The following is a 25,499-nucleotide window of genomic DNA, read 5'->3' as shown; positions in this document are numbered from 1 at the left end:
CGTGTCGATGACAGTTGCTGGTACAAGTTCGCGGCGGTGACTTCTCGAGGGAAGGAATCAATCTCTGGAGAAGCTTCACGGATTCGTCGAACAGTCCTACTGCATGCTGGATCGTATGCCCAGTGCGCCGGATTCTTCTGCAGTGACCGAACATTGGAACTATCTGCTCGGGAGCGCGACGTCGTCGAACTGCTGGTACAGGGTGTGAGCAATATCGACAACTCCTGTGCGCTGTTCATCGGCGTCTCGACCGTGAAAAGCCACGTGCAGCACTTGTATCGAAAGTCGAGCGTGCATTCACGTACCGAGTTGGTCCACGTCAGGTGCACGGCTGAGTGTCGTGACTGCGCCGCTGGTGTTCAAGCGATCGCGCGGCGCATCAGGTCTGCCGTCTCCTTGTTGAATGCGACCAGTGTGACCGTCTCGACTTCGGTCTTCGCCGCGCGAATCGCTGAAACGGCCTGTCGGACCGCATCTTCCTTCGGCCAGCCGTAGACCCCTGCCGAGATCAACGGAAAGGCGACGGTTCGTGCGCCGATCGAGTCTGCAACGGCGAGACTGCGAGTGTACGCCGACCGAAGCAATCCGGATCGGTCCTCGGATCGTGAATACCTCGGGCCGACGGTGTGAATCACGGCCTTGGCGTGGAGCTTTCCCGCGGTGGTGGCTACGGCCGCACCCACCGGCAGGCCGTCGGGGAGGCTGGTGTTGCGCAATACCTCGCAAGCCTTCAGGATCTCCGGTCCGCCGGCGCGGTGGATCGCGCCGTCGACACCGCCGCCGCCGAGGAGCCTGGAGTTGGCCGCGTTGACGATGGCGTCGACGGTCAGCGTCGTGATGTCGCCTTCGACGACGGTAATAGCGGGCATGGATCCTCCTGTGTTTCCAACGGCCGTGTTTCCGAGAGCCGTGTTCCAGAGTTCACGCTTGGGGCGAGCCCACGGCATAGCCGAGCGTACGTCGTAGGGGTCACGTCCGATCAACATCGAGTATCGCGCCGCAACCGACGGTGTGCGACTGTGTGCCTGAACGCAATGAAGGAGTACGCGCTTGCCTTCAGCCCGCAACGCCTGGACGGTGCGCGCGGCGTCGTCGAGGACGAACTCGAGGTTGGCGTTGGAATCGGGACCATCGTCGACCAACCAGAACTCGACGTGATCGGAGCAGACCTGCCGTGTTCCCATGCGGCACAGGCTGACCACAGCGTCGTAGTCCGCAGTGGACACCGCATCGACGCCGCCGAGCAGGACGCCGTCGTCGTGCGGGTGCGTGGTCAGGTGGTGGGTTCCGCGGAACCGCGAGTAATCGAGTTCTGCCGTCGACGGCCAACCGTTCTTGTCGTCGGTGCCGCCGCGAGCAGTCTTGATCGCCAGGCGAACCAGATCGGACGAACGGTACCCCGGCCAGCCGTGCATGATCCGGCGCCACCGGGCGGGAACCGCCGACGCTCCCCAACGGGCGCCGAGGAGGCCACCCGCGATGGCCGCAGTCGTATCGGTGTCCCCGCCGGCTCGCACGGCTGCTTCCAGCGCGTACTGGAGGTGGCGAGCATCGGCATTGTCCGTGGAAGTGATGGCCCACCAAGCGGTCTGAAGCGCATGCACCACCCAACCGTTCTTGGAGAAGTCCTGAGGGTTCCCGGTTTCGGCCTGATCGAGCAGCGGGCCCCAGTATTCGGCGACCTCCTGATCGGCGACGGAGAGGAAGTCGCGAGCCCCCTCGAAGTTGCCGGCGACAACGGCATGGCGGATGGCGTGGGTCCACAACTCGCACGCCTGTCCGGCGCGCGGGTCGTCATGCGTGAGTGAACTGATCCGGTGCGCGGCCGACCCGGCTCGCTCTGCGTCGTCCAAGTAGGCGAGGGCGACGGGAGCGGTGCGCATGAGCGAGCCGTTCCCGGCCTTGCGGCCGCTGATCGCCCGCGCACGATCCGCCATGGCGGCTGCGCTTTCGGAGCGGGTAGACAATACCGCTCGCGTCTGGTTGCCGATGTCTGCAGGCTTCGAGTCGTACCACCGGATGAACTGTGCTGCAATGGCATCGAGGCCGTCAGAGCCTCCGATGTCGATTCCTGTCGCGGCCACCTCGGCGATTGAAACTGCCATCGAGGTGTCGTCGGTCCATTCTCCCGGCGCCCAGTTGAACGGGCCGCCGCCGATCATGTCGATAGTGACCTCGGTGTTCGGATAGGTGAATTCGTAGCCGGCGCCGAGTGCGTCGCCTGCTGCGGTGCCGAGCAGAACACCGGCCGCTCGATCGGACTGCTGTGCGGTGAGTTTCATAGCCACCTTTTCAAGTTCGCGGAGATCGTTTGATCAACTTTGCGCTAACAATAGATCATGTTTGAGATAACATGCAAGGGTGAATAAATGGACAGACACGAGCGGCAGGGCATTATCGGACTACCCGCGTCCGTCCGTGGCAGTGGACGTCGCGGTGTTGACGTACAGCGGTGGATCTCTGAAAGTTCTGGTGGTTCGGCACCGTCTCGGTGCGCTGGCGCTACCGGGAACATTTCTGCACGAACGCGAATTGCTCACGGCCGCAGCCGATCGTGCCCTGTCGGTCAAGGCAGAGTTGGCCCAGACGAGCTTTCACCAGTTGGCGATCTTCGACCGACCGGACCGCGACGACCGTGGATGGGTTTTGTCGGTCGCACACACCGCTTGCCTACCGGAATCGGCACTGCCCGATTCGGCGCTTCTCGTCGATGTGTACGACGACGAGGCAGTGAGTGGACTCGCGTTCGATCACGCCGACATGGTGCGACTCGCGGTCACGGACCTACGCACGAGGTATGCGTCGTACGTGGATCCGGACGGATTGTCGGGCGGGACGTTCACCGTCGCCGAACTTCGGGGACTGTACGAGGTGATCTTCGATCGTCCGTTCCAGAAGGACAGCTTCCGTCGGCAGGTATTCGACGCGCTCGAAAGTACCGGCGAGATGAGCAGACCAGGTAACGGCCGACCCGCTGAGACGTACCGGAGGCGGGGTGACGGCGCACTGACTGCGCAGGCAATGGCATTTTTGACCGGATGAAGTGAAACGAATTCTTGCAGTTCTGCTGACCTGACGCGCTGAGCTGGGTAATGTCCGGTTGATGGGTGCAGTTTCGAATGAAGCCGAGTCCAAGATTCCGACCGTCGTGTGGGGTACGGGCAATGTCGGGCGTGCATCGATTCGCGCTGTGACAGCCAATCCTGCCCTCGAACTCGTCGGCGTCATCGTTGCCAACCCGGCGAAGGTCGGACGAGACGCCGGTGACCTCGCCGATCTGGGAGTGCACCTGGGCGTCGCGGCGACCGATGATGCCGATGGCGTGCTCGCAGGGTCCCCGGGCGCGGTGGTCTACGCGGCTTCCGGTGACATTCGGCCCGATGACGCGGTTGCAGACATCATTCGGGCGCTGGCAGCCGGAGCCGTGGTGGTCACGCCGTCCGTATACGCGCTGTACGACCCGAAATCTGCACCCCCCGAGCTTCGTGATCCCGTCGAAGCTGCAGCCAAGGCAGGCGGCGGCGCTCTGTTCGTCTCCGGCATCGACCCAGGCTGGGGCAACGACATCCTGCCGATTCTCGTCAGCGGGCTCGCGGGGACAATCGACCAGATCAGGTGTCAGGAGATCTTCGACTACACGACCTACGAACAGCCGGATTCGGTCCGCTACCTCATCGGGATGGGTCAGCCGATGGACTACGAACCTCCCATGGTCGCGCCGAGTGTGCCCACCATGGTCTGGGGCGGCCAGATTCGGCTCATCGCCCGGGCGCTCGGGGTGGAACTCGACGAGATCCGCGAGACCTTGCTGCGCCGTCCGCTCGAGGAAACCGTGTCGACCGACCATATGGGGGAGTTCGCGGCCGGCACCCAGGGCGCACTGCGATTCGAGGTTCAGGGGATCGTCGGCGGGGAACCCTTGATCGTGATCGAACACGTCACGCGTATTCATCCGTCCTGTGCCCGCGATTGGCCGCTTCCGCCCGACGGCGGGGATGGTGCGCACAAGGTGATCGTCGATGGACGACCACGAATCGAGATCAACGTCGAGGCCACCGATGAAGGTGGAAATCGCGCAGCCGGCGGAAATGCCACGGCTGTAGGACGTCTCGTCAATGCAATTCCGTGGCTTCGTCAGGCCGAACCCGGTCTCTACGACGCGCTGGACGTTCCGCTCACACCCGGCGTCGGCAAGCTCGGTGCCCGAAACTCGGAGGTACTCACATGAACATCGACATACCCGAAGGCAAGAACCCGATCGGCTACGTGTGGGGCGAGATGGTTCCCGGCATCGGGCCCGCGGCCGCCGGGTTCTCCCAAAAGGTCTACACGGACGGCACTCTCGGACTCCGCGAGTTCGAGGCGGCCAGGCTTCGGATCGCTCAGATCAACGGATGCATCTTCTGTCAGGACTGGCGCACCGAGCGTGACGGCGAGACAGTGGAGTCGACGTTCGATCAGGCTGTCACGGACTGGCGCACCACCGATGCCTTCGACGACAGGACACGCCTCGCTGCCGAATACGCCGAGAGATACGCTCTCGACCACCACGGACTCGACGACGAGTTCTGGGAACGTATGACAGCTCACTACTCCCAGCGAGAAATCGTCGAGTTGAGCATGTGCCTCGGATCGTGGTTGGCCTTCGGCCGGCTCAACCACGTCCTCGGCCTCGACACTCAATGTGTGTTGCCCGGCAACTGAACTAGTTGCCCAGCGTCGTCAGATCCGGGTAGTTCGAGACCTCCCAGCCGCCGTCGACGACCAGGCTGGTTCCGGTGATGTACGAGGCGTCGTCGCTGGCGAGATAGAGGCACGGTCCGGCGATCTCGTCGGGAGTTGCCGCTCGGGACATGGGGATTCGGCTCAGAAACATGTCGCGGGCAGGCTCGTAGTTCATGACCGGTGCGACCAACGGGGTGTCGACCAGGCCGGGCAGAACTGCATTGACCCGAATTTTCGACGCCGCCAGTTCGATCGCGGCATTCTTGCTGAACATCTCGACCCCGGCCTTACCCGTCGCATACGCGCTCCCGTAAGGGCTCGGTACGTGCGCGTTGAGGGAGGAAACGTTGACTATCGCACCGCCGCGCCCGTGCTCTCGGATATGTCGAGCTTCATGTTTGGTACAGAGGAAGACGCCCTTCTGCACCAGGTCGATGGTGAAGTCCCAGTCGGCCTCGTCGAGGTCGACGATCTGACCCACCCTCGACGCCCCGGCAACGTTGAAAGCCAGATCGATACCGCCGAATTCCGCTGCCGCAGAGGCAATAGCCTCGGCGACATCGGATTCCTTGGTGACGTCAGCGGGAACGGCGAGGAAAGACGCGCCGTGCTGGGACGCTGTCTCCTTCAAACCCTCTGCCGCGATGTCTATTCCGGCCACCCGTGCGCCTTCGCTGATAAGTCGTAGTGCGATGGCCGCGCCGATCCCCGAGGCTGCGCCAGTGACGACTGCGGTTTTTCCGGCGAATCTGGACGTGTTAATGAGCACCTGCTTTCAAGAACTTTCCGGTCCGGCGGTTGCCGAGAACGGGTGCTGCTTCTCCGTCTCCGAAGACGTACTCGCCGCCGACGAACACTGCGGTGACAGTCTGGTCGTTGCGATTGACCATGCGGGAGAGATTGTCGTACTCCACAACTGGACTCTCCGCGTAGGTCTCGAGTGAATCGTCGAGGTGGGCGGGATCGATCACAACCAGGTCGGCGCGGTCACCTAATCGAAGGTGCCCGGCATCCACGTCGTACCACTCGGCCAGTTCACCGGTGAGACGATGCACGGCTGCCTCGACGGTCATGAACGGCCGCCCGACCTTTTGAGCGTCGTAGACACGTCGGAGTAGTCGTAAGCCGAAGTTGTAGAACGCCATGTTGCGCAAATGTGCTCCGGCGTCGGAGAACCCGAGTTGGACACCGTTGTCCTGGGCGAACTTGTCCAGAATCTCCGGCCGGTGATTGGAGATGGTTGTGCGCCAGCGCACCTTCGTGCCGTGCTCGAGGACCAGATCCAGGAAGGCGTCGACCGGGTGGAGGCCTCCGCGCTCGACGCCGACCTGTCCGAAACTCTTGCCGACCAGGGATTCGTCGGGGCAGGAAACGATTTCGGCGTCGAAGAAATCGCGATGCCAGACTTTGACACCGAACTTTTGGTCGTAGTCCTTGCGGAACTGTCGCCGGTACTCCTCACTCTGCATCAGAACGTTGCGTTCCATCTCGTCGGTCAGATGCAGTGCTGCAGCGCCGGATCCGAACTCCTCGAAGACAACCAGGTCGATGCCGTCGGCGTACACCTCGAAGGGAACCGGTAGGTGCTGCCAGCGCAGGTCGCCGCCGAGTCGATTGACCAGATGCGCCAGCGGACCGAGGATCACCACGGCCAACTTGTTGGACTTGATATCAGCCGCCGAGAGCATGCTCGTCTTGAGTCGCTTGCGCCACAGGCCAGCACTGGAGAACGCCATCGCTCCGGTACTCATGGGGTTGGAGAGGTCAGGTCCAGCCTGAAATACCCGTCCCCGACGGCGGAGAATCGCATTGAGTCGACGTCGTTCCTTCGTGGTTGCATACGTCGACGGCAGTGTGCGTGAGCGGCAGGTTTCGCCGTCGAGTTTGTCGAACAACAATTGCTGACTGGACATCCCAACGAATCCGGCGTCAAGCGCCTCGGTCAATTGTGCTTCCATCGACGCGAGTTCGGAGTCGGTGGCGTGCACATCCTTCCGCGTTGCACGGTCCAATCCCATCTCCGCGGCTCGCATGTCGGAGTGCCCGATGAATGCTGCGACGTTGGGTCCCAACGGAAGTGACTCGAGCGCCGCGATGTACTCACGCGCGGAGTTCCAGGTCTTGGCCCGCGTGAGTGCATCGACAACGTGCTTGCGCGGAATCGCCTCGACTCTGCCGAAAAGATCGCCGGCGTCCGACGGGCTGGCGTGAATGGTGGACAGGGAACACGATCCGACAAAGATCGACGTGACTCCGTGTCTGAGAGATTCGCTGAGCGCCGGCCCTTCGAGGATTTCGACGTCGTAGTGAGTGTGGATGTCCACGATGCCCGGGATGACCCATTTGCGCCGCGCGTCGATGACACGGGGACAGCCGGTTTCGTCGAGTGGATCGAGCGAGATGGCGGTGACCAACCCGCCTCGGATGCCCAGATTGCGGACAGCTGGTTTCGCCCCGGTGCCGTCGAACCACAGACCGTTGTTGATCACGGCGTCATAGGTCATGAGATAGCCACCTTTGCGCGGATGGTTTTCCCGGTTGCATTGCGGGGCAGAGGAGTTGTGCTCAGTTTCCACTTCACCGGCACCTTGAAGTAGGCGAGCCTTTCGGCGACATAGTCGCGTAGTTCTTCTTCGGTCGCCGCTCCCTCGTTGCGAAGAACGACAACGGCCGCCACTTCCTGGCCGAGGTCTGTCGAATCAATCCCGATCACAGCGCATTCGAGGACTGCGGGATGCTCGTCGATGGTCTGCTCGATTTCGACGGGGTAGACGTTTTCGCCGCCGCGCAGGATCAGGTCGGACCGGCGGCCTGTCAGGCGGAGCCGGCCGTCTTCGAGAACTCCGAAGTCGCCGGTTCGGAGCCACCGATCAGGACCGATAGCGGCAGCCGTCGCGGTCTCGTCGTTCCAGTATCCCAACATCACGTAGGGGCTTCGCGCACAGATTTCACCCTCCTCCCCGTCGGGGACTGCACTCCCGAAGGGGTCTCGGACCTCCACGCTCACACCGATGATCGGCCGGCCGAGAGTTCCGGGGAACGCGGCAAGTTCCGGTGGCGTGGCAACCGAAATGCCAGTAGAGGATTCGGTGAGCCCGTAGCTGTCTACCAAAGTGTGCTGCGCAAAAGGCAGGCGTGCGCGCAGGCGTTCCTGCAAGGCCGGGGACGACGGCGCTGACGCCAATGCAAAGGCGCTCAGTGAGCTCAGGTCGTACTTCTCGATATCGCCGTGTTCGAGGAGTCGGGTTGCCATGGTGGGGACCACCGCCCAGTTGGTGACCTTCTCGCGTTCGACGAGGGAAAGGACCTCGTCGACGTCGAAGGCGCCCTGGTGGATGACCACGGCCCCGCCCGTTGCGAGTCGTGGGATCGCCAGGTTATGCAGGCTTGCAATGTGAAACAGCGGTGCGGTCAGCAGATACCGCAGGTCGCTTGGTCTGCCATCGCTGGGTTTTCCGGTGAACGCCGCAGCGAGGCGATCGCTGTAGCGGTGGTAGTCGATGACGGCCAACACGTTTCGGTGAGTGTGAACTGCCCCCTTCGGGCGCCCACTGGTTCCGCTCGTATACAGGATCACAGCCGGATTGTCCTCGTCGACCGTGGTTCGGGGGAGTGGCGATCCCGAGTACTTCTCCATCAGAGCCGGTAGATCTTCCTCCATCGTGAGCACGGGAACATCGGTGTTCATCTCGGAAAGAACTTGTGCGCGTTTGGCGTCGGCGATCACGACAGTAGGAGTGGTGTGATCGATTCCGTACTGCACCTCACGCGCCACCCACCACGAGTTGAACCCTACTGCGATCGCACCCAGCGCCTGAGCCGCCCAGAAGGTCATCACCCATTCCGGCGTATTGGCGGCGAGGATGCCCACCCGATCGCCCTTGCGGACGCCGTACCGCTCGCGCAGTGCCGTGGCCAATGCTGCTACGGCCTCGCCGTGCTCGAGGTAGCTGAAGCGTCGGTCCTTGGTCACCAGGTAGTCGCGTGATCCGTAGTCGAAGGACGCAGCGAGCACGTCGCCGAGTGCCTTGTCACGGTTCTTCATGACGGGCATCGAGCTGCCAAGTACATCCTCGACTTGCATCTCGAAAGGACCACCGGGGCCGGTCAGCCCAGCCATGACGGACGCGATGAATGCTTGTGTATCAGCGGAAGTGGTCACGTGAAGCGCCTTTCGAAGATTAGGGTACGAGCACTGCGCGTCCGGTGACCTTGCCGTGTTCGAGACGGTCGAGTGCGTCGCGGGCATCAGCGAGGTCGAAGCGGGCTACTTCTACCGTTACCAGACCGGCCTGTGCCAGGGCGATGGAATCGACGAGGTCGTTTCTGGTGCCGCCATAGGACTTCCGGATCGATGCGCCCCACGGCCAGCCCGGTCCACCGGCAGCTTCGGCGGTGATCCCGGGGTTTCCGCCTCCGAGACCCACCATGCGATACGCGCCGTTCGGCGCAACCGCTTGAACTGACATCTGAGCAGTTGCATCGACACCGACGAAGTCGAAGATGACTTCTGCGCCTCTGGCCGAGGTGAGGTCGAGGATCTGCTGCGCGGTGTCCGGTCCCGATTCGAGCGTGATGTCGGCGCCGCAGCGTTTGGCGAGATCGAGTTGATCCTGTCCGACGTCGACAGCGATGATGCGCACGGCACTGATCGCCCGAAGTATCTGTACTGCAACGTGACCGAGTCCGCCGATGCCGATCACCACCGCGGTGGCACCGGGTTGCAGATGTTCGCGGGCGCCGCGAATGGCGTGGTAGCTCGTCAGGGCCGCATCGGCGAGTGGTGCTGCCTGCAGGAAGTCCAGGTCTCCGATGGGAACGAACGAGCGGGCCGGAATTTTCACGTACTCGGCCATACCGCCTTCGGGACCGAGCCCGGGACAGGGTGGCATCGCGGTGCGTCCAGCGGCGAGGCACATGTTCTCGTTGCCGCTCATACATTCTCGGCACTGTCCACACGACCAGCACAGATAGACGACGCCGCGTTCGCCGACCGAGCGACCGTCGACGCCGGTCCCGACCGCTTCGATGGTGCCGGCGATCTCGTGGCCGATGGTCAGCGGCTCTTCGCGCATCTTGTACGGAAAGTGCAGGAGATGGAGATCGGAGTGGCAGATTCCCGCTGCACCAACCCGAATCAGTAGTTCTGACGGGCCGATCTCGGGGACCGGCACGTCGTTGATCTCGAGGAGACCAGGCCCCATGAGCTGAGCTGCCTTCATGAGTTGACCTCGCTGATCTCGGAGTTGTATGCGGCACTCAGATACGCGTTGCTGCGATCGGATCCGATCAGACCCGGCGCCATCTTGTTCATGACGTAGGCGAAGGTCATCCGACGGTCCAGATCGTTGACCAGCATCGAGCCGCCGATTCCCGCCCACCAGCAGGCGCGTCCGTCGGGAACCAGGGGTGCGGTATCCGGGTGTGGCAGTCCGTAGCCGATGCCGAACTTGAGTGGAGTCATGATCCCGAGGTCGATACCGTCGGCTTGGATCTCGAAGATCAGGTCGATGGTGCTCTGCGAGAGCAACTTCTGGCCGTCGAGCACACCACCGTTCGAGATCAAGGATTGGACCCGAGCGATCGAACGGGCGTTGCCATGACCGTTGACTCCGCCGATTTCAGCTTCCCGCCAGGGCGCGGTGTTGACCTCGGGATAGTCGAGCAATGGGCAGGTCAGGGTCTTGATGAAGATGCTGTCCTGGTCGAGAGTAGACAGGTCGAATTCCAATGCGGGCGGCGGAACCAGAGTGGCGATTCGGCCGAAGTGTTCTGCGGACGTGCCGATGTGGAAGTCGGCGCCCAGTGGACCGGCGAGCTCTTCGGCAAAGAACCTGCCGAGAGTCCGCCCGTCGATGCGACGAATGACCTCACCGACGAGATGGCCGTAGTTGATCGCGTGATAGCCCGACGCCGTACCGGGGGTCCACCACGGCTTCTGCGTAGCGAGGCGGGTGGTGGACGCCTCGAGGTCGTAGATGTCCTTCAGTTCGATCGGGCGTTCCCAGCCGGAGACTCCGGACGTATGCGAGAGGAGGTGGCGAACTTCGATGTCTTCCTTGCCGTTTACCGCAAATTCGGGCCAGTAATGAGCGACCTTCTGGAACACATCCAATTGGCCGCGTTCGACCAGCATGAGCGCACACAGAGCTGTCATGGTCTTGGTGATGGAGAACGTGTTGACGATGGTGTCCGGACCCCAAGGAGTGGTACGGGATTCGTCGGCGTACCCGCCCCAGAGATCGACCACGGATTCTCCGGCGACGGTGATGGCGATGGACCCGCCGAGTTCTTCGCCGGATTCGAGTTGAGCCTCGAAGGCGGTGCGGACGGCGTCGAACTCGTTGTTGCAGTGACCGTTCACCGTGCTCATGCGCGGTCCGCCTTCTCGAGTTCGTGTGCTGCTGCACGGGCCGCAACGGGGAGCTTGTTTCCGGAGGCCGCTGCGCGCTTGGTGCCCTTGGCGATTTCCTTGTTCATGTTGCGGACGTAGGGATCGAACTCGAGTTGGATGGTGTGTCGCGGTGACTTGTAATAGGGAGCGAGGAAGTACGCTTCGTCGGCCTTGGTGATCTCCTGCATCTCACTGGCGGACGGCAGTTGGTATTTACCGGTGAGGTAGGCCGCGACGAGCTTGCTCTGCTGCTCGGCGAAGTTGACGAGCGTCGGCATGGGCTGCGCCAGTCCCATGAAGAAGAGGTTGTCGATTCCGGGTTTCATCATTCGTTTGAAGAGCGGGAATCGGTTGTCTTTGTCCGGCAGAAGATTCGGATCGCTGAAGAAGGGGAAGCTGATGTTGTAGCCGGTGGCGCAGATGACCACGTCGATGTCCTCGGAAGTGCCGTCCGCGAAGTGAACCTGCTTTCCGTCGAGTTTGCTGATCGCAGGCTTGAAGGTTATGTCGCCGGACCCGGCGCGTCCCAGGAACTCGCCGCTGGCCGACGGGTGGGCCTCGAACGGACGGTGGTCTGGCTTGGGTAGTCCGTAGCCCTCCATGGTTCCCAGGTTCTTGCCGAGGAATCGCCGACTCAGGAACAGGCGCAGACCCCGAGGCATCCAGGGCGGGGTGATCAGTTTGTCTCCCGGCACGCCGCCCAGGTATTTCGGCAACACCCACACGCCGCGGCGCGCCGAGACGATGAGCTTGTCGGCGAGGTATCTCTGCCCCAGTTCGGAAGCAATGTCTAAGCCGGAGTTCCCCATTCCGACTACGACAACCTTCTTGCCTCGCATGTCGATCGGATCGAACGGGTCGTTGTAGCTGTGGCTGTGCATCAGCACGCCGTCGAACTCACCCGGGTAGTCGGGGATATTGGGATCCCAGTGATGTCCGTTGCAGACCATCAGGACGTCGTAGGTGCGAACTTCGCCGTCGGAGCGCGTGATGGTCCACAGTCCGTCTGCATCACGTTCTGCTGCAACAACACTGGTGTTGAAGATGATCGACTCACGCAGGCCGAAGTGCTCGACGTAGTCCTTGAAGTATTGGAAGAGTTCGGAGTGGTGGGGGAAATCGGGAAGGTCGGCGGAGACCGGGAAGTCCTCGAATGCCAAGCGCCACTTCGACGTGTCGATATGCAGGCTCTGGTAGCAGGCCGACATTCCGTTGGGGTTCTTGTAGTACCAGTTTCCGCCGACCTCGTCGGACGCTTCGTAGCAGTCGAAGGGTATTCCGAATTCCTTCATTCGCTTGGCCGTCGTGATTCCGGTGGGCCCGGCGCCGATGATGCACACGCTCGGCAAGGGGGAGGGGCTCATTCGCCATCGCTTTCTGTTCTGTCTCGGGTGTGCGAGGAGAAGAATCGAAACCCGAGAAGTGACTTGAGTCATAGTGCGCCATTCGCTGACGATGTGTCAATGAATGACGCAATGTTTTTTGATGACGGCGAGTCGGTGATTTGCCAGGAGGTCGAAATGCGAGCAAGGTTGGCGACGTGAGCACGACTACCGATGGCCCGAAGAACAGGCGGGGGACCCTTCGCGACGAGCAGAAACGCGCGACGCGGGCCAAACTCGTGGACGCCGCACGCACCCTGTTCGAAGAGCGGGGATATGCGGCAGTCACGGTCGACGACATCGCCTCGGTCGTCGGATGCAGTAGAGCCACGTTCTACGTGCATTTCGCCAGCAAGGTGGACATGCTCAGGACGATCGGCGCGGCCGGGATGGCGGCGAGTGCGTTCGCTTTCTACATCGATCTCGATCGAGTTCTCGACACGAACTCTCGCGTGGAGTTCACCGCATGGCTGGAACGTGCCTTCGACTGGTTCGACGAGAACAAGCGCCTGCTGCCGGCGTGGGACGAGGCCGTTGCACTCGAACCGGAGTTCCGCGAGACAGCTCGGGACGGTATGACCGAACTACCGAACGCCATGCCCAAGTATCTGGGCCGGTGGCCGGTGGAACAGCACGACGAGGCGAGGTTGCGCGTCGAACTGCTCGTGAGTCAGCTGGAGCGATTCTTCACACGCTGGGCCGTGCAGGGGACGATCGATGTGACGCGGGTTCAAGCGGCCGAGGTTCTGACCGATATATGGTTCCCGGCCCTGTCGCCGGAATCGAAGGGCGCCGACGAACGGTAGGTGTGAATCCCGACGGCGGGTCACGAGTCGATGAGACCTTCGGCCGCGCCCCGCCAACCGCGGCGCTGGTAAGCCCGCGGCGACATGCCGTGGGCAGCGATGAAGACCTTGGTGAAGCCGGAGGCGTGCGCGTAGCCGAGTCGGCGGGCAGTCTCTCCGGCCGAGAGACCCTCCTCGAGATGAGCACGGGCGAGGGTCATACGTAATTGGGCACGCCAGCGTGGGTAGCTCTGGCCGGTGGCCTCAGTGAAGCCTTGGTGGAGCAAGTTCTCGTCGACGCCGAGTCGAGAGCTCCACTCCGACAGCGTGCGCGAATCGGTGGGGTCGGCCCGAAGCGCGCCAAGGATCGTCTCGACTGGATCGCTCTGACGACTGCCGTGTGGACGAGCCGCCGCAGAGCTGCGGACCAGCCTCGAGATCCGCGCCGGGTCGTGGATCTCGGGGCGCAGGTGGGTGTAATTCGCGACCACCGTGTGCAACAGATACCTCTCCGCTTCGCGCGCGAAGTGCAGCACACGTGGCGGCGGTGCGGCGACCGGAGAGGCGCCCGGCTGGGACCCGAGGGGAAGTAGTAGAGAGCCTTCCGCGATCTCGACACTGTTGCGAACTCCCGCTGGAAGCCACATCGCGTCGCCCCGCCTCAGATTCCACGTTCGGTCGCCGAAAGTAACCCGGGCGGAGCCTCGATAGATCCAGACGACGACGTGAAAGTCGTTGACCCTAGCCCATGTTCCGCTTGTGGGGATCGTCGGCGGTATCGGTGCCGAGCGTGGTTGGGTGCCTTCCTCGGACAACAGCGCGACGCTCTGTGCCAACGTTTCGTTCTCATGGATCGGCGCCGAACCTCGGTGTGCACGTGCGTAGGCACTTGGTGTCATTCCGGTGTGTTCACGGAAGGCGCGGGTGAATCCCGCGGGCGTCGCGAATCCGACCTGTCCACCCGTCCAACCGATTTCGCGACCGGCATCCAGGTATGCGGTTGCTGCCGCGATCCTGGCCGAGGTACGCCAACGCACGAAAGACAACCCAGTCTCCTCGGTGAATCGGCGCTGCAGGGTGCGGACACCGATCTTGAGTTGCCGGGCAAACTGGGAAAGTTCGGTGTCGTCGGCTGGTGTCCGAAGAAGTGTGCGAGCGATCTCGAGGGTTTCGGCCGAGCGAGGCAATCTCGGCGGGGAGTACGGCACCGAAGCGCCCGACTCTTTGGCATGGGCTCCCGCGACCAGCTCGAGCAGCCCGGCACCCACGGCCGTCCCACCGCGCAGAAATCCCAAGTTGTGTGCGAACTGGTGGACGAGCCAGTCCTGCCAGGCGGCCGGGATCTCGAAGTCGATGATTCGGTTCAACGTGGGAGGCAGGTCGGCAGCGGGCATCGGGATGGGAAATGCGACCGCCTCCGGGTCCACTCGAATGCTGTACGCGATTCCCGCCGGTACCCACACTGCGGCCCCCGCGGGCACGTTGCGGACGCGATCGCCGATCTGCAGTTCTGCGCGTCCGGTGTGTACCCAGAACAGCAGCGGCTCGCGTTCATTCGCGATCGAGGCGAGTCGAGCGGCAGGGATTTCGGGGACTTCTCCCGCAGAGAACACCAACCGTGGTCCCACGATGCCCCCAATGTAGATGCCTTCTCGCACAGGCGACCGATGAGTGTAAGAAGTCGGCACGCACGGATAACCGTATCCGATTAGGGCAGGCTAGCTTTAATTACTGGCCGTCTCGCCGTGATCGAACGTGGGCCGAACCCCCGTCTGTGCGCTTCCGAGGAGTCTTTCCGTGCCCCGAAACACCCGTCCGACAACGGCGTACCCCGTCACCTTGCGTGAACTCGAGGTATGTCGGGTGGCAGACGTGACGCCGGGCATGAGGAGAGTAACGCTCACCGGCACCCAGCTCGAAACCTTTACCAACGCCGACGGTCACGTCGAGCCTGCCTTCACCAGCACGGGCTTCGATGACGACATTCGGTTGCTGTTCGCCTACCCTGGCGAAACCGACCCCGTCCTACCGGTGATGGTCGACGGCAGTGTGACTTTCGCTGCGGGGCGACGCCCACTTGCCCGCGCCTACACCGTGCGTCGCTACGATCCGCGAACAAGGGAACTCGAGGTCGATTTCGTCGTTCACGGCAGTGGAGTGGCTACCGCCTGGGCACGCGGCGCCGGTCCGGGCGACCGAATGCACATCGCGGGTCCCTCTGTATCGCAGGGACTTCCGGAGGATTGCGAGCATCTGCTGGTCGTCGGTGACGAGACGGCGCTACCTGCGATCGCGCGTCTGCTCGAAGGATTGCCCGCCGATGCCAGGGGGCAGGTGTTCGTCGAAATTGCGGACTCAGCTCACATTCAATCGGTGCGCGAGTTGCCCGGGGTGAGTGTCACGTGGTTGCCGCGCGAGGGGGCCGAGCCCGGCACCACTTCTTTGTTACTCGACGCGGTCACTGCCGCCGAATGGTGTGACGCACGCGTATTCGCTTGGCTTGCAGGCGAACAGGCGACGGTTCGATCGCTTCGTCGGTACCTCATTCGTGATCGAGGAATTGCGAAGACCGACATCGACTTCACCGGCTACTGGAAACGCGGCGAGGCCGTACGTGCAGATTCCTGACCTGGCTCCATCGCTCACCCGACATCTGTACTCAGTAAGACCGACAGTGCTCGATAACACCGAAAGGCAGAAATGACAGTCCTGCGCACCAGACGATCACGGATCACCGGTCTGATCGGGACCGCGCTCGCCGCAGCGCTCCTCGTAACCGGGTGCTCGGCCCCGGCCGAAGACTCGGAAACGGCATCCTCCCCCAATTCGGAAGGAGGTGCCCTTCCCGCGGCGGAAGGAACGACCACCTACCCGCTGACCCTGGAATCGCCTTACGGTACAAGCGTTCTCGAGAAGCGACCGGAGCGTATCGCCGCGATCGTGCCCAATGCTGTCGACACGGAAATGCTTCTCGCCCTCGGCGTCAAACCGGTCCTCTCCTCGTCGATGGTGAAGGAATCGGCTTCCCAGTCGTACTTGTTGCCTTACGACGCAGAGGATCTCGACACTTTCGAGTTCGCGATGGGCGGAACACTTCCCGTCGAAGCCATCGCCGCGAGCGAGCCTGATCTCATCGTTGCCGTCGGCTGGGCTGACGGCCTTGGTGGTTTGTCCATGGGCGACTACTACGAGCGTTTGTCCTCCATCGCACCGGTGGTGACGAGTCCCGACACGAAATCGCGGATGCTCGTCCCGTGGAAGGAATCGATTCGCGTACTCGGCGAGACCCTCGACCTCTCGAAGGCGGCCGAAAAGATCGTGGCCGACCATGACCGGTATTTCGCGAACGTGCGCCAGGAGAACCCGCAACTCGCGGGCTTGACTGCAACCTGGGCGATCTTCTACGGAACCGGCAATGGGCTGCAGTATCTTTCAGCACCCGGTTCGGCTCCGGCAACATTCCTGGGTGAGCTCGGCTTCGCCGAGAACCCGCGCGCAAAGGAATTCGTCACCCAGAGCACCGTCGGCGAGGAACTTCTCGAGAACATCGATGCGGACTTCCTGCTGATCGGCCGCAGCGCTGCCGGCAGCGAAGAGGATTTCGACAAGCTGACCGATGGAAAGCTCTTCCAGGCGCTGGGAGCTGTGTCATCCGGGCATTGGGTCGCTCTGCCTCCTCGTACCGCCGACGGTGGGGACGTGCTGTGGGCGATCACGAGTGGTGGTCCGATCGGAACGATGTGGGCGGCTGAGCATGTCGTTCCGCTCATCAGCGAGAAGCTGTAGGCGGACAACTGGAGAACGGAAAGCGCTCACCCGTCGTCACATGATTGTGTGGCGGCGGGTTGTCCGTACAGCAAGAACCCCGGGTTTCGGGGTTGCCTATGGCACGAAAAAGGTTGCGAAACCTGGAGTGACCGGTCCGGCGGCAGGCAATATGGTGACCGCAACTTGCCCGGCCCCGGTCTGCAGGGTGGTCTCACCCGGGGTTCCTTGGTTGTCGCCCGAAAGCCGACCGGTGCCGGAGGTCCCTGTCGAGAGGTTCAGCCAGCGCACTTCGGTCGACAGCATGCATCCCCACCGGGCGTCTGGGGCGCCGGTGATCGTCACCGTGCCAGGTTGTTCGCCGACTACCGCCACGCAGCGGACAGGAGGCGCGTCGAAGCTGCCATTGGGGTTCCCGAACGGTGCCGGGTTGATTTGGAACGGAACTGTGACTGCCGCGGAGGCGATGGCTGCGGGTGCCAGAACCGAAACGGCAACGACGGATGCGCAGGCGGTCAATCGGCGTACGAGACTCATCACGGTAACCTCCGGTAATCGAAGACGGTGTGGTGCTCATACTGTACTCGGAGTGCAATTGCCGCAAGGGGATCCACGTTTCAGGTCAGTGACGGTTTGCGAATCACCGATTGCACTACTGTCGGTAGAATCGTTGTCCTGCAGCGAGTATCGGTAAACGAGCCCTTTAATGCGCGGCGAACTGCCCTATCTCATTGGGCTCCACCGAAAGTACTAACTTTTCATGCTTCGGCCGGCCGGCAGGTGGTGTAGCTCGAGCAACTTGGTGCCGCTCGCGAGACGGGTTGAATGTCTCTACAGTGGAGGCGATGGATGCGAATGGTGTACTCGCTTCGCTAGAAGCTGAACGCCCGCAGGTGTTCTCGCAACTTCTGCTGCTTCACATCTACGTGCGGTTGACACGGCGCGGGCTGCTGTGTGACGTTGGGAGGTCGAGCGTCGACTGGTCGAATATTTTCGACAGCAGTGGATTTCGTTGGACGGAATCGCGAAGGTCAGGCCTGTCGACACCGGGTTGGTCGTCTAGGGGCACGTTCGGACTCGGCGACCTCTGGTCCGGAGGTAAGGGTGGGTGTCAAAATCACGCTTCGCATACCAAGCAAATGCTTGATCGTTAGAGTGTGGACATCCAAACGCCCGACAAAAGCTCGATTTCGAAGGAGTTCGTATGGTTGCACCCCAGGCCTATGTAGTCGATGCAGTCCGCACTCCGGTGGGTAAACGGAACGGCTCGCTCGCCGGGGAACACCCGGCGGACATGGGAGCCCATGTCATCACCTCGATTCTCGACCGCACCCAACTGGACCCGATGGCTGTCGACGACGTGATCTTCGGTTGTGTCGACGCTATCGGGCCGCAATCGGGCAACATCGCCCGTACCGCCTGGCTTGCAGCAGGCTTACCGCTGGATATCCCGGGAACGACAGTCGACAGACAATGCGGATCTTCACAGCAAGCCATCCACTTCGCAGCACAAGCAGTCATGAGTGGGACCCAAGATGTGGTGCTTGTCGGCGGTGTGCAGAACATGTCTGCGATTCCTATCTCGGCGGCGATGCGTGCCGGCAACGAATACGGATTCGACACACCCTTCAGTAAGTCACGGGGGTGGGCTGCTCGATTCGGCGAGGCCGAAATCTCACAGTTCGTCGGTGCCGACCTGATTGCCAAGAAGTGGGGTATCAGCCGTGAGGACATGGAGGAATGGGCACTGCAATCGCATCAGCGTGCCCGTGCTGCCATCGCCGACGGGCGATTCGAGCGTGAGACCGTGTCACTGGGTCACTGCGTCGTTGACGAATGCCCACGAGAGACATCCTTGGAGCAGATGGCTGCATTGCCCGCGCTGAGGGAAGGCTCGTTACTGACAGCTGCTGTGGCCTCGCAGATCTGTGACGGCGCGTCAGCGGCCTTGATCGTCTCCGAGAAGGCGCTCGAGGTTCATGGATTGAAGCCGAGGGCGCGTATTCATCATATGAGCGTGCGCGGCGACGATCCGATGCTGCAACTGTCGGCACCCATACCAGCGACCAAGTTTGCGCTCGCGAAGTCAGGCATGTCGATCGGCCAGATGGATACCGTAGAGATGAACGAGGCATTCGCTTCGGTAGTTCTGAGCTGGCTGATCGAGACGGGTGCAGATCCCTCCCGAGTAAACCCCAACGGTGGTGGAATCGCATTGGGTCACCCTCTTGGAGCCACCGGAACCAAGCTGTTCGCCACGATGCTGCACGAGCTGGAACGCATTGACGGACGGTATGGACTCCAAACCATGTGTGAGGGTGGCGGAACCGCGAACGTCACTGTCATCGAGCGGCTGAGCTGAAAGGAAGAATCGGGCGGCATTGGAGCCGCTCTGTTGCAGCGCTCTGTCGGGTAGGTGATGTCAGAGCGTGATCGTGCGGGTCGGCTCCCAGATGGAGGGGTCGCGGTGGGTGACGACGAAGACGGTGGCCGCCAATTCCTGCACAGCGCCGGCGATGCGCCGCTCGGTGCCCTCGTCGAGAGCCGAAGTGGCCTCGTCGAGCACAAGCACGGGTGCGTTTTTGAGGAAGGCGCGAGCGATCGCCACTCGCTGACGTTCGCCAGCGGAGAGAGCGGACCCTTGGTGTCCGACGTCCTGATGAATGCCGAGCGTCGAGCGGTCGAGAACGGCGCCGAGGACAGCGCGCCTGGCGGCGTCCTCGATCTCGGTTTCGGTAGCCCCAGGTCTTCCCAGTCCGATGTTTTCCCCGAGGGTGCCGGAGAACATGAGTGGATCCTGCGACACGTAGCCGATGTGCGCGGCCAGGTCGTCGTAGGGCAAGTCGCGCAATGAAACTCCGCCCAGAGTGACGCTGCCTTCGTCCGGGTCGTCGAAGCGCATGAGCAGCCCGAGAAGTGTGCTCTTCCCGGTACCGGAGCGTCCCGCTACGAGCACGCGATCACCAGCGGGGATCTGCGCGTTGATGCCGCGCAGAACTGGCGCGTGATCCACGTCGACGATCTTGATGTCGGTTCCTGCCGGGCGACCTGCGTCCTGGGGTTCAGGCTCGGGCAGCGCGGGAGCTGAAGTCGCGGTGCGGTAGTCGCGAACCGTCGCGCGCAGTTCATTGACTCCGATTCCGGCCAGTGCGAGTTCGTCGAGCGGGGCGGCGGCGCGGGCGGTGAGGACGACGAGCGCGAGAGCGGCTGCAGGATCGTCGAATCCGGTGGCGGCGAGGAAGATTACTGCACCTGCCAGCGGCACGATCGCCGCGATCGCCGAGATGAATGTCGCTGGCGCCGCGGCGAGATTGGTCCGTGCAAGCGCGGTTTCCTGATCCCGCCAGCTTCGCTCGATCCGTTCGACGGAACGAGTGGGACCCGCTGCTGTACGCAGTAATTCGAGATGGTCGGTGAGCTCGAGAGTTGACTGCGTCGCAGCGAGTTCAACCTCGTGCCGGCGCTCGTCCGCTCGGCTGAGAGCGCGTTGGGCCAGCGTCTGAGCTGCGAGCGACACCGCGAGAAGTCCCCCGACGAGCAGCATGACTCCGGGTCCCGCGACGACCGCGATTCCAGGAAGCAGGAGCAGCGGGATCAGCGGTGCAACGAGGAAGGTCTGAAGTTGGTGTGCGGGAACACTCATCAGCGACGGGATCCCGCGCCCGGTGACGGTGGCGAGCAGAGCCCGGTTGTCGTCGGTGAACCAGGACAGCTTCGCGCGGGCGAAGGCATCCCCGAGCGCGTCGTAGAGATCGCCGACGAGTCGAGCCCCGGTGAAATATCCGCCCCGCGAGACCAGGACGGTCACGAAGAGGGCGATTGCGGCCGTGGCCAGGACGAGAACCGGCGGCCGGTGATCGGCGATCGAGAGCGCGAGAGTGGTGTACGCGATCGCCTCGAGGACCGCGACGGACACCCAACCGAGTCCGATGGTGATCAAGCGTCGACGGGCTGCAGTGGTGCTGTTCATTGTTCGGCTCCAGTCAGGGCAGCATCGGATGCGATGAGACTCCGGAGGTCGAGCCGATCGTCGGCGTCGTCTGCAAGAGCGGGGTCGTGGGTGACGATCACGATCGTCTTTCCTTCGTCGTGTGCGAGATGTCGTAGTTCTTTCAACAGTTCGGCCGCTGTCCGATCGTCGAGTGCGCTGGTCGGCTCGTCGAGCAGCAGTACTGTTGCGGGCGAAAGGAATACCCGAGCAAGCCCGACTCTCTGACGTTCTCCGCCGGAGAGTGAAGCGGCATCGGCATCGAGGCTGACGTCGATCTGTGCCCGGCGAAGCGCTGCGGCGTATTCCGCGTCTGTTGCGTCGGGGGCGGCCAGCGCGATGTTCTCGCGCACCGTGGCAGGCAATACGTCTGCGCCCTGAGGCGTGAGCAGAATGGACCGTGGCCGCAGGTTCTCGTCGATGGTGTCGACGCTCTGGCCCGCGTAGCGGACGGTACCCAGATCCGGGATTTCGAAGCCGGCCAGTGCTTTCAGCAGCGTCGACTTGCCCGCTCCACTCGGTCCCGTGATCGCAGTGATTGCGGACGGGCGGAATGCATGCGTGACGCCGTCGATGACTCTGCGGTCCGCGATCGTGACAGTCAGGCCGAGGATCTCCAGTCGATCGGAGGGACTGGCGGCCGGAACGGTTGATGCTTCACCAGCCGGGAGGGTGGCTTCCTCCAGCGCTGCGGCGAGTCGGACTGCAGCAGAGCGTCCAGCCGCGACGTAGTCGAGGCCGTGCCCGAGCCGCAGGGCCGGTGTCACGATTGCGAGACTGAAGAGAATGGTGGCGGCCAATGTCGGTGCATCCCAGCGAAATCCGACGGCATAGGCGATCGCAAACGTTGCCGTCGCCTGCATGAGGGAAACGGCGACGGCCGCAGGGGTCGCCACGAGTCGAACGCGCTCCTGCATTCCCCGAGTGAACCGTGCTGTCGATTCTGCATAGTCAGCGGCAGCACCGGTCTGCGCGCCGTAGATCCGGCAGACGCGGATGCCGCGGGCATAGTCGTCCACGGCGGTCACGATGTCGCCCATGACATCCGCACGTTCAGCGCTGTACCGCGCAGCCATTCGAGGGATCACGATCAGATAGAACAGTGCTGCCACGATGCCGGGAGCCAGAGCGAGAAGCGCCACCGGGCCGGCTGAGACGGCCAGCGCCGCGATCGTGAGCGCCGGGACCACCACGAGCGTCGCGAACTCGGCAGGTAGGTGCGCAGTCATATGGTGCAGCGCCGAGATGTCGTCGGAGACGAGCCTTCTCAGCGCGTCCCCGCTGTAGCGGGACAGCGTGCTTGCCGGCAACCGGACGAGGTGGGCAGCGAGCTGGCGCCTGAGCCTGGCCTCGAACAGCGCCTCGGCGTGGTGCGAGAGCCACGACGACGTGGCGGCGAGCGTGACGCCGACGAGCCAGAGCCCGCATGCCCATTCGGCCCAACTCATGGACGGTTCACCGATGAGTTGCACGACGCACCAGAGCGCTCCGAGCATCGCGACCCCCGACGCAGCCGCCGCGACCACCCCGGCGGCCAATGCAGGCAGCGCCGGGCGCAAGGCCGGGACCAGCGATGGTTCGACGAGAGGGCGGGGCATGGATAACTCCTTGAATCAGCGTCAGGGTGCGGGCACGACAAGTGACCGAAACCTGAGGTTAGGCTTCGGTTGCCACTCTTGGTTATCGCAGTACGCCGATTTCTTACACTCGATTGGCAGCCGTCGGCGTCAGGATGCGGCCGAAATGGAACTCATGACGTCTTCCCACATGTCCATGACTGCGGGTTCGGCTGGACCTGTTTGGGTGAAGACTGCCACGCATTTTCGGCGGAAGTCGTACATCTCGATCGAGCTGGTCAGTCCGTGAACTCCGTGCGTGCGGGTCAGCCAGCACTCCGCGACGCCGTTCAGGTCGATCATCGTCCGGCAGGTGTCCGAGGCTAGAGTCAGCGTTCCGCCGAACATGGCTGCCGCGTCGAGATCACCGCGATGAATCTGCAGGCAGCCGTTCCCGGCGACAACCGTCGTGACGGGCAGTTGTTGGTAGGACAGGTGCTCCATCCCGGCAGCCATGAGGTGAGGATCGATTCTCCGGTAGCCGAGGGCGCCCAGAGCGACCAAACCGTTGCGGCGTTCGCTGCCCCTGTCCGCGAGGATGAAGTCGAGTTGTGTCAGCTGATCGGCTTCGGCCCAGAATGCGGGCGTATTCGACGTCTGGATGGGAGGGTTGGCTTCCCTCGAAGCGTCGGCCGCGTTTCGTATCGCTTCGAAGGCGAGACGATCCGAGGCCGGGGTCAAATAGGTGGTGTGCGAACTCGATCCGTGAGTGTCGAACATCCGGAGCGTCGGCGGAAGGTGCTGCTCTGCATCAGTGGTCACCACCGAACCGAGGGCGGAAGGGTTCAAACGCAGAGAGACGAGTCCTGGCGTGCAGACCAGCGGATCACCGGGAACGGTGGGAACGGCGTACTTTCCCGAGTCGTTGACAGCCACTGGCCCCGCAACGGTGATCGCGACGACATCGCCCAAGAGGGACAACATTTCGCCGACTACCCCGGGTACCGTGTCGATCAGTCCACCGCGGAATCCTGGACGCGCAAGCAGCGCGTCCAGGTCCGACATGCGCGCCACAGCTGCGCAACGGCATTCACCACGGTGGGGACACATCTCAGTAGACATCCCGTAGGTACCGCTTCGATCGTTTGAGGTTGTTGACGTAGTCCTCGGCGGCATCCGCATCCAACCCGCCGTGCTCGGCGACCACCTCGTGCAATGCGTCGTCGACGTCCTTCGCCATCCGGGTGGCATCGCCGCAGACGTACACGTGCGCGCCCTTCTCGAGCCAGGCGAACAACTCTCGGCCCTGCTCGCGCATACGTGTCTGGACGTAGATCTTCTCGGACTGATCACGAGAGAAGGCGAGGTCGAGACGCGTCAGGACACCGTCACGGGTCAGGCCGTTGAGCTCGTCCTCGTAGATGAAATCGCTCGACTGATGCTGATCGCCGAAGAAGAGCCAATTCTGCCCCGACGCGTTCCGCGCCCGACGCTCGTGCAGGAAAGCGCGGAAGGGTGCGATGCCGGTTCCGGGTCCGATCATCACGACGGGAGCAGCATCATCGGCGGGCAGGCGGAACGAATTGTTCTTGGAGACAAAAACTCCGACCCGGTCTCCCTCGCCTACCCGGTCCGCAAGATACGTCGAGCAGACGCCACCGCGATCCCGCTCGCCCGAGCGGTAGCGCACACTCGCAACCGTCAGATGCACGGTGCCGGCGTGGGCCAGCGGGCTGGACGAGATCGAGTAGACCCGATGCTGAAGGGGGCGCAGAAGACCAAGCAACTCTTCGGGATTCAGGCGAACGCTGGTGCCCAGCTGCAGAAGATCGAGCACATCTTTGCCCCACAGCCACGCGTCGAGCGCTTCCCGATCTTCGGTGTCGAGAATATGCTGCAGTTCGGCGTCTCCGCTGCGTCGGGCGATGTCGTCGATCAGATCGCGAGAGGGAATCGAGATCTCGTAATCGCTGGTCAACACCTGGTCCAACGGCACGGACGAGCCGTCCTTCGCCGTGACGACGCAATCGCCGCTCACCCCGAGTTGACGGATGATGGCGTCGACGAGAGCGGGGTCGTTGATCGGGCGGATTCCCAATCCGTCTCCGGCCTCGTAGTCCAGACCATCCTCGCCGAGCGCAAAGGTGAAGTGGCGGACTTCCTTGGCGGAGCCCTCACCGGACAACAGTCGATTGGCGAGAACAGTTGCAGGATAGGGGTTCTTGCGCGTCCATTGGGATTTGGTCTTCAGCGAACCGGATGCAACCGGCGCCACCGCAGCGCCTGTATCACCGCCCGGACCGGCATCACCGTCCACACCGGCCACCGCAGCGACGGCACGAACGATCCACTCGGCCGCGTCATCCTCGTAGTCGACGTCGCAATCGGTGCGGTCGACAACGCGGGTCCCGCCGAGCGCTTCGAAGCGAGCATCGATGTTCTTGCCGGACTGGCAGTAGCCGTCGTAGCTGGTGTCACCGAGTGCGAGTACGCCGAAGTAGAGGCCCTCCAGCCGGGGCGCACTCTCGGATTCGACTGCATCCCAGAACAGCTGCGCGTTGTCAGGCATCTCGCCCTCGCCGTAGGTCGAGGTGATCACGAGTACCCGGCGCATGGCGGAAAGTGCGTTGATATCCACGGTGTCAAGACCCGCGACAAGTGGTTCGAGACCGTGGGCACGAGCAGCAGCGGCCGCGTCTTCGGCCACGGACTCCGCATTTCCGGTCTGGCTCCCGAAGAGGATGTGCACGGCCGCGCCAGCAGTTCTTTCCACAGTTGCTGTTGCAGTACCGGTTTGACCGGGCATGACGGTTCGTGAGTGAAGACCGGCCAGGAATCCGGAAAGCCACGCTCGCTGGTCGCCGGTGAACGGTGCGTATTCGGGAATGTACGGAATTTCCATGA

The 25,499-nt window shown here is 62.8% G+C and carries 20 protein-coding genes and 2 pseudogenes; 8 read left to right on the top strand and 14 right to left on the bottom strand.

The genetic code is table 11. The annotated features are described in order from the left end of the window. Nucleotides 1-36: 36 nt before the first annotated feature. Nucleotides 37-261 (top strand): annotated as a pseudogene (locus I7X09_RS29770) (LuxR C-terminal-related transcriptional regulator); the annotation flags it as partial. Between the two features lie 98 nt (nt 262-359). Here the strand turns inward: I7X09_RS29770 and I7X09_RS29455 are convergent. Next, nucleotides 360-869 carry an O-acetyl-ADP-ribose deacetylase gene (locus I7X09_RS29455; RefSeq protein WP_042922970.1) on the bottom strand — a complete coding sequence of 170 codons (510 nt, stop codon included), beginning with the start codon at nt 867-869 and terminating at the stop codon, nt 360-362. A gap of 618 nt (nt 870-1,487) precedes the next feature. Continuing rightward, a pseudogene (locus I7X09_RS29450) lies at nt 1,488-2,282 on the bottom strand (ADP-ribosylglycohydrolase family protein); the annotation flags it as partial. Nucleotides 2,283-2,361: 79 nt separating this feature from the next. Between I7X09_RS29450 and I7X09_RS18375 the strand changes: the two are divergent. The 3 genes from I7X09_RS18375 to I7X09_RS18365 all read left to right on the top strand — a co-directional run bounded on the left by I7X09_RS18375 (nt 2,362) and on the right by I7X09_RS18365 (nt 4,704). Further along, nucleotides 2,362-3,042: an NUDIX hydrolase gene (locus I7X09_RS18375; RefSeq protein ID WP_200313230.1), complete on the top strand. Its 681-nt coding sequence runs from the start codon at nt 2,362-2,364 to the stop codon at nt 3,040-3,042. Between the two features lie 61 nt (nt 3,043-3,103). Beyond that, nucleotides 3,104-4,228 (top strand): NAD(P)H-dependent amine dehydrogenase family protein, encoded by a 1,125-nt coding sequence (locus tag I7X09_RS18370; protein ID WP_200313229.1) that lies wholly within the window; start codon nt 3,104-3,106, stop codon nt 4,226-4,228. Then, nucleotides 4,225-4,704, top strand: coding sequence for a carboxymuconolactone decarboxylase family protein (locus I7X09_RS18365; protein ID WP_019745891.1), 480 nt, complete (start codon nt 4,225-4,227; stop codon nt 4,702-4,704). The genes I7X09_RS18370 and I7X09_RS18365 overlap by 4 nt, the downstream gene beginning before the upstream one ends. A 1-nt stretch (nt 4,705) precedes the next feature. Here the strand turns inward: I7X09_RS18365 and I7X09_RS18360 are convergent, their stop codons facing one another. Genes I7X09_RS18360 through I7X09_RS18335 form a run of 6 tightly spaced genes read right to left on the bottom strand, consistent with a single transcriptional unit; the run spans nt 4,706 to nt 12,483 of the window. Next, entirely contained in the window at nt 4,706-5,494 is a 789-nt protein-coding gene (locus I7X09_RS18360; RefSeq protein WP_200313228.1) for an SDR family NAD(P)-dependent oxidoreductase, read from the bottom strand. Then, nucleotides 5,484-7,229, bottom strand: coding sequence for an N-acyl-D-amino-acid deacylase family protein (locus tag I7X09_RS18355; RefSeq protein WP_124567970.1), 1,746 nt, complete (start codon nt 7,227-7,229; stop codon nt 5,484-5,486). Before I7X09_RS18355 ends, I7X09_RS18360 begins: the two co-directional genes overlap by 11 nt. Then, nucleotides 7,226-8,887, bottom strand: a complete 1,662-nt coding sequence (locus I7X09_RS18350) for a class I adenylate-forming enzyme family protein (protein WP_200313227.1) — start codon at nt 8,885-8,887, stop codon at nt 7,226-7,228. Before I7X09_RS18350 ends, I7X09_RS18355 begins: the two co-directional genes overlap by 4 nt. A gap of 19 nt (nt 8,888-8,906) precedes the next feature. Further along, the gene (locus I7X09_RS18345; RefSeq protein ID WP_095972282.1) at nt 8,907-9,947 is read right to left on the bottom strand and encodes an NAD(P)-dependent alcohol dehydrogenase; all 1,041 of its coding nucleotides are present in this window, start codon (nt 9,945-9,947) and stop codon (nt 8,907-8,909) included. Next, nucleotides 9,944-11,098 (bottom strand): serine hydrolase domain-containing protein, encoded by a 1,155-nt coding sequence (locus I7X09_RS18340; RefSeq protein WP_200313226.1) that lies wholly within the window; start codon nt 11,096-11,098, stop codon nt 9,944-9,946. The genes I7X09_RS18345 and I7X09_RS18340 overlap by 4 nt, the downstream gene beginning before the upstream one ends. Next, a complete protein-coding gene (locus tag I7X09_RS18335; protein WP_200313225.1) occupies nt 11,095-12,483 on the bottom strand; it encodes a flavin-containing monooxygenase in 1,389 nt (462 codons plus the stop codon). Before I7X09_RS18335 ends, I7X09_RS18340 begins: the two co-directional genes overlap by 4 nt. A gap of 176 nt (nt 12,484-12,659) precedes the next feature. On the opposite strand from I7X09_RS18335, the gene I7X09_RS18330 reads away from it, so the two are divergent. Further along, on the top strand, nt 12,660-13,307 hold the full coding sequence (locus I7X09_RS18330; RefSeq protein WP_200313224.1) for a TetR/AcrR family transcriptional regulator: 648 nt from the start codon (nt 12,660-12,662) through the stop codon (nt 13,305-13,307). Nucleotides 13,308-13,327: 20 nt separating this feature from the next. Here I7X09_RS18330 and I7X09_RS18325 read toward each other — a convergent pair whose 3' ends face one another. After that, entirely contained in the window at nt 13,328-14,914 is a 1,587-nt protein-coding gene (locus I7X09_RS18325; RefSeq protein WP_200313223.1) for a helix-turn-helix domain-containing protein, read from the bottom strand. A 169-nt stretch (nt 14,915-15,083) separates the two neighbouring features. Between I7X09_RS18325 and I7X09_RS18320 the strand changes: the two genes are divergently transcribed. Beyond that, nucleotides 15,084-15,914 carry a siderophore-interacting protein gene (locus tag I7X09_RS18320; protein ID WP_124567979.1) on the top strand — a complete coding sequence of 277 codons (831 nt, stop codon included), beginning with the start codon at nt 15,084-15,086 and terminating at the stop codon, nt 15,912-15,914. A 72-nt stretch (nt 15,915-15,986) separates the two neighbouring features. Continuing rightward, nucleotides 15,987-17,072: an ABC transporter substrate-binding protein gene (locus tag I7X09_RS18315; RefSeq protein ID WP_200313222.1), complete on the top strand. Its 1,086-nt coding sequence runs from the start codon at nt 15,987-15,989 to the stop codon at nt 17,070-17,072. Between the two features lie 96 nt (nt 17,073-17,168). Here I7X09_RS18315 and I7X09_RS18310 read toward each other — a convergent pair whose 3' ends face one another. Continuing rightward, nucleotides 17,169-17,588 carry a hypothetical protein gene (locus I7X09_RS18310; RefSeq protein WP_124567981.1) on the bottom strand — a complete coding sequence of 140 codons (420 nt, stop codon included), beginning with the start codon at nt 17,586-17,588 and terminating at the stop codon, nt 17,169-17,171. Nucleotides 17,589-18,255: 667 nt separating this feature from the next. On the opposite strand from I7X09_RS18310, the gene I7X09_RS18305 reads away from it, so the two are divergent. After that, nucleotides 18,256-19,413 carry an acetyl-CoA C-acetyltransferase gene (locus I7X09_RS18305; RefSeq protein WP_200313221.1) on the top strand — a complete coding sequence of 386 codons (1,158 nt, stop codon included), beginning with the start codon at nt 18,256-18,258 and terminating at the stop codon, nt 19,411-19,413. 60 nt (nt 19,414-19,473) lie between these two features. On the opposite strand, the gene I7X09_RS18300 is transcribed toward I7X09_RS18305, so the two are convergent. The 4 genes from I7X09_RS18300 to I7X09_RS18285 form a co-directional block, all read right to left on the bottom strand. Further along, nucleotides 19,474-21,021 (bottom strand): ATP-binding cassette domain-containing protein, encoded by a 1,548-nt coding sequence (locus tag I7X09_RS18300; RefSeq protein WP_200313220.1) that lies wholly within the window; start codon nt 21,019-21,021, stop codon nt 19,474-19,476. Beyond that, nucleotides 21,018-22,637 carry an ATP-binding cassette domain-containing protein gene (locus I7X09_RS18295; RefSeq protein ID WP_200313219.1) on the bottom strand — a complete coding sequence of 540 codons (1,620 nt, stop codon included), beginning with the start codon at nt 22,635-22,637 and terminating at the stop codon, nt 21,018-21,020. The genes I7X09_RS18300 and I7X09_RS18295 overlap by 4 nt, the downstream gene beginning before the upstream one ends. A gap of 129 nt (nt 22,638-22,766) precedes the next feature. Then, entirely contained in the window at nt 22,767-23,660 is an 894-nt protein-coding gene (locus tag I7X09_RS18290; RefSeq protein WP_124567985.1) for a hypothetical protein, read from the bottom strand. Between the two features lie 46 nt (nt 23,661-23,706). Further along, nucleotides 23,707-25,497: a sulfite reductase subunit alpha gene (locus I7X09_RS18285; RefSeq protein WP_200313218.1), complete on the bottom strand. Its 1,791-nt coding sequence runs from the start codon at nt 25,495-25,497 to the stop codon at nt 23,707-23,709. Nucleotides 25,498-25,499: the final 2 nt, after the last annotated feature.

Source organism: Rhodococcus sp. P-2, from assembly GCF_016598535.1.
GTDB lineage: Bacteria > Actinomycetota > Actinomycetes > Mycobacteriales > Mycobacteriaceae > Rhodococcus_F > Rhodococcus_F baikonurensis.
Note: the sequence above shows the minus strand (reverse complement) of the source record. Positions and strands in the feature narration are given on the sequence as shown.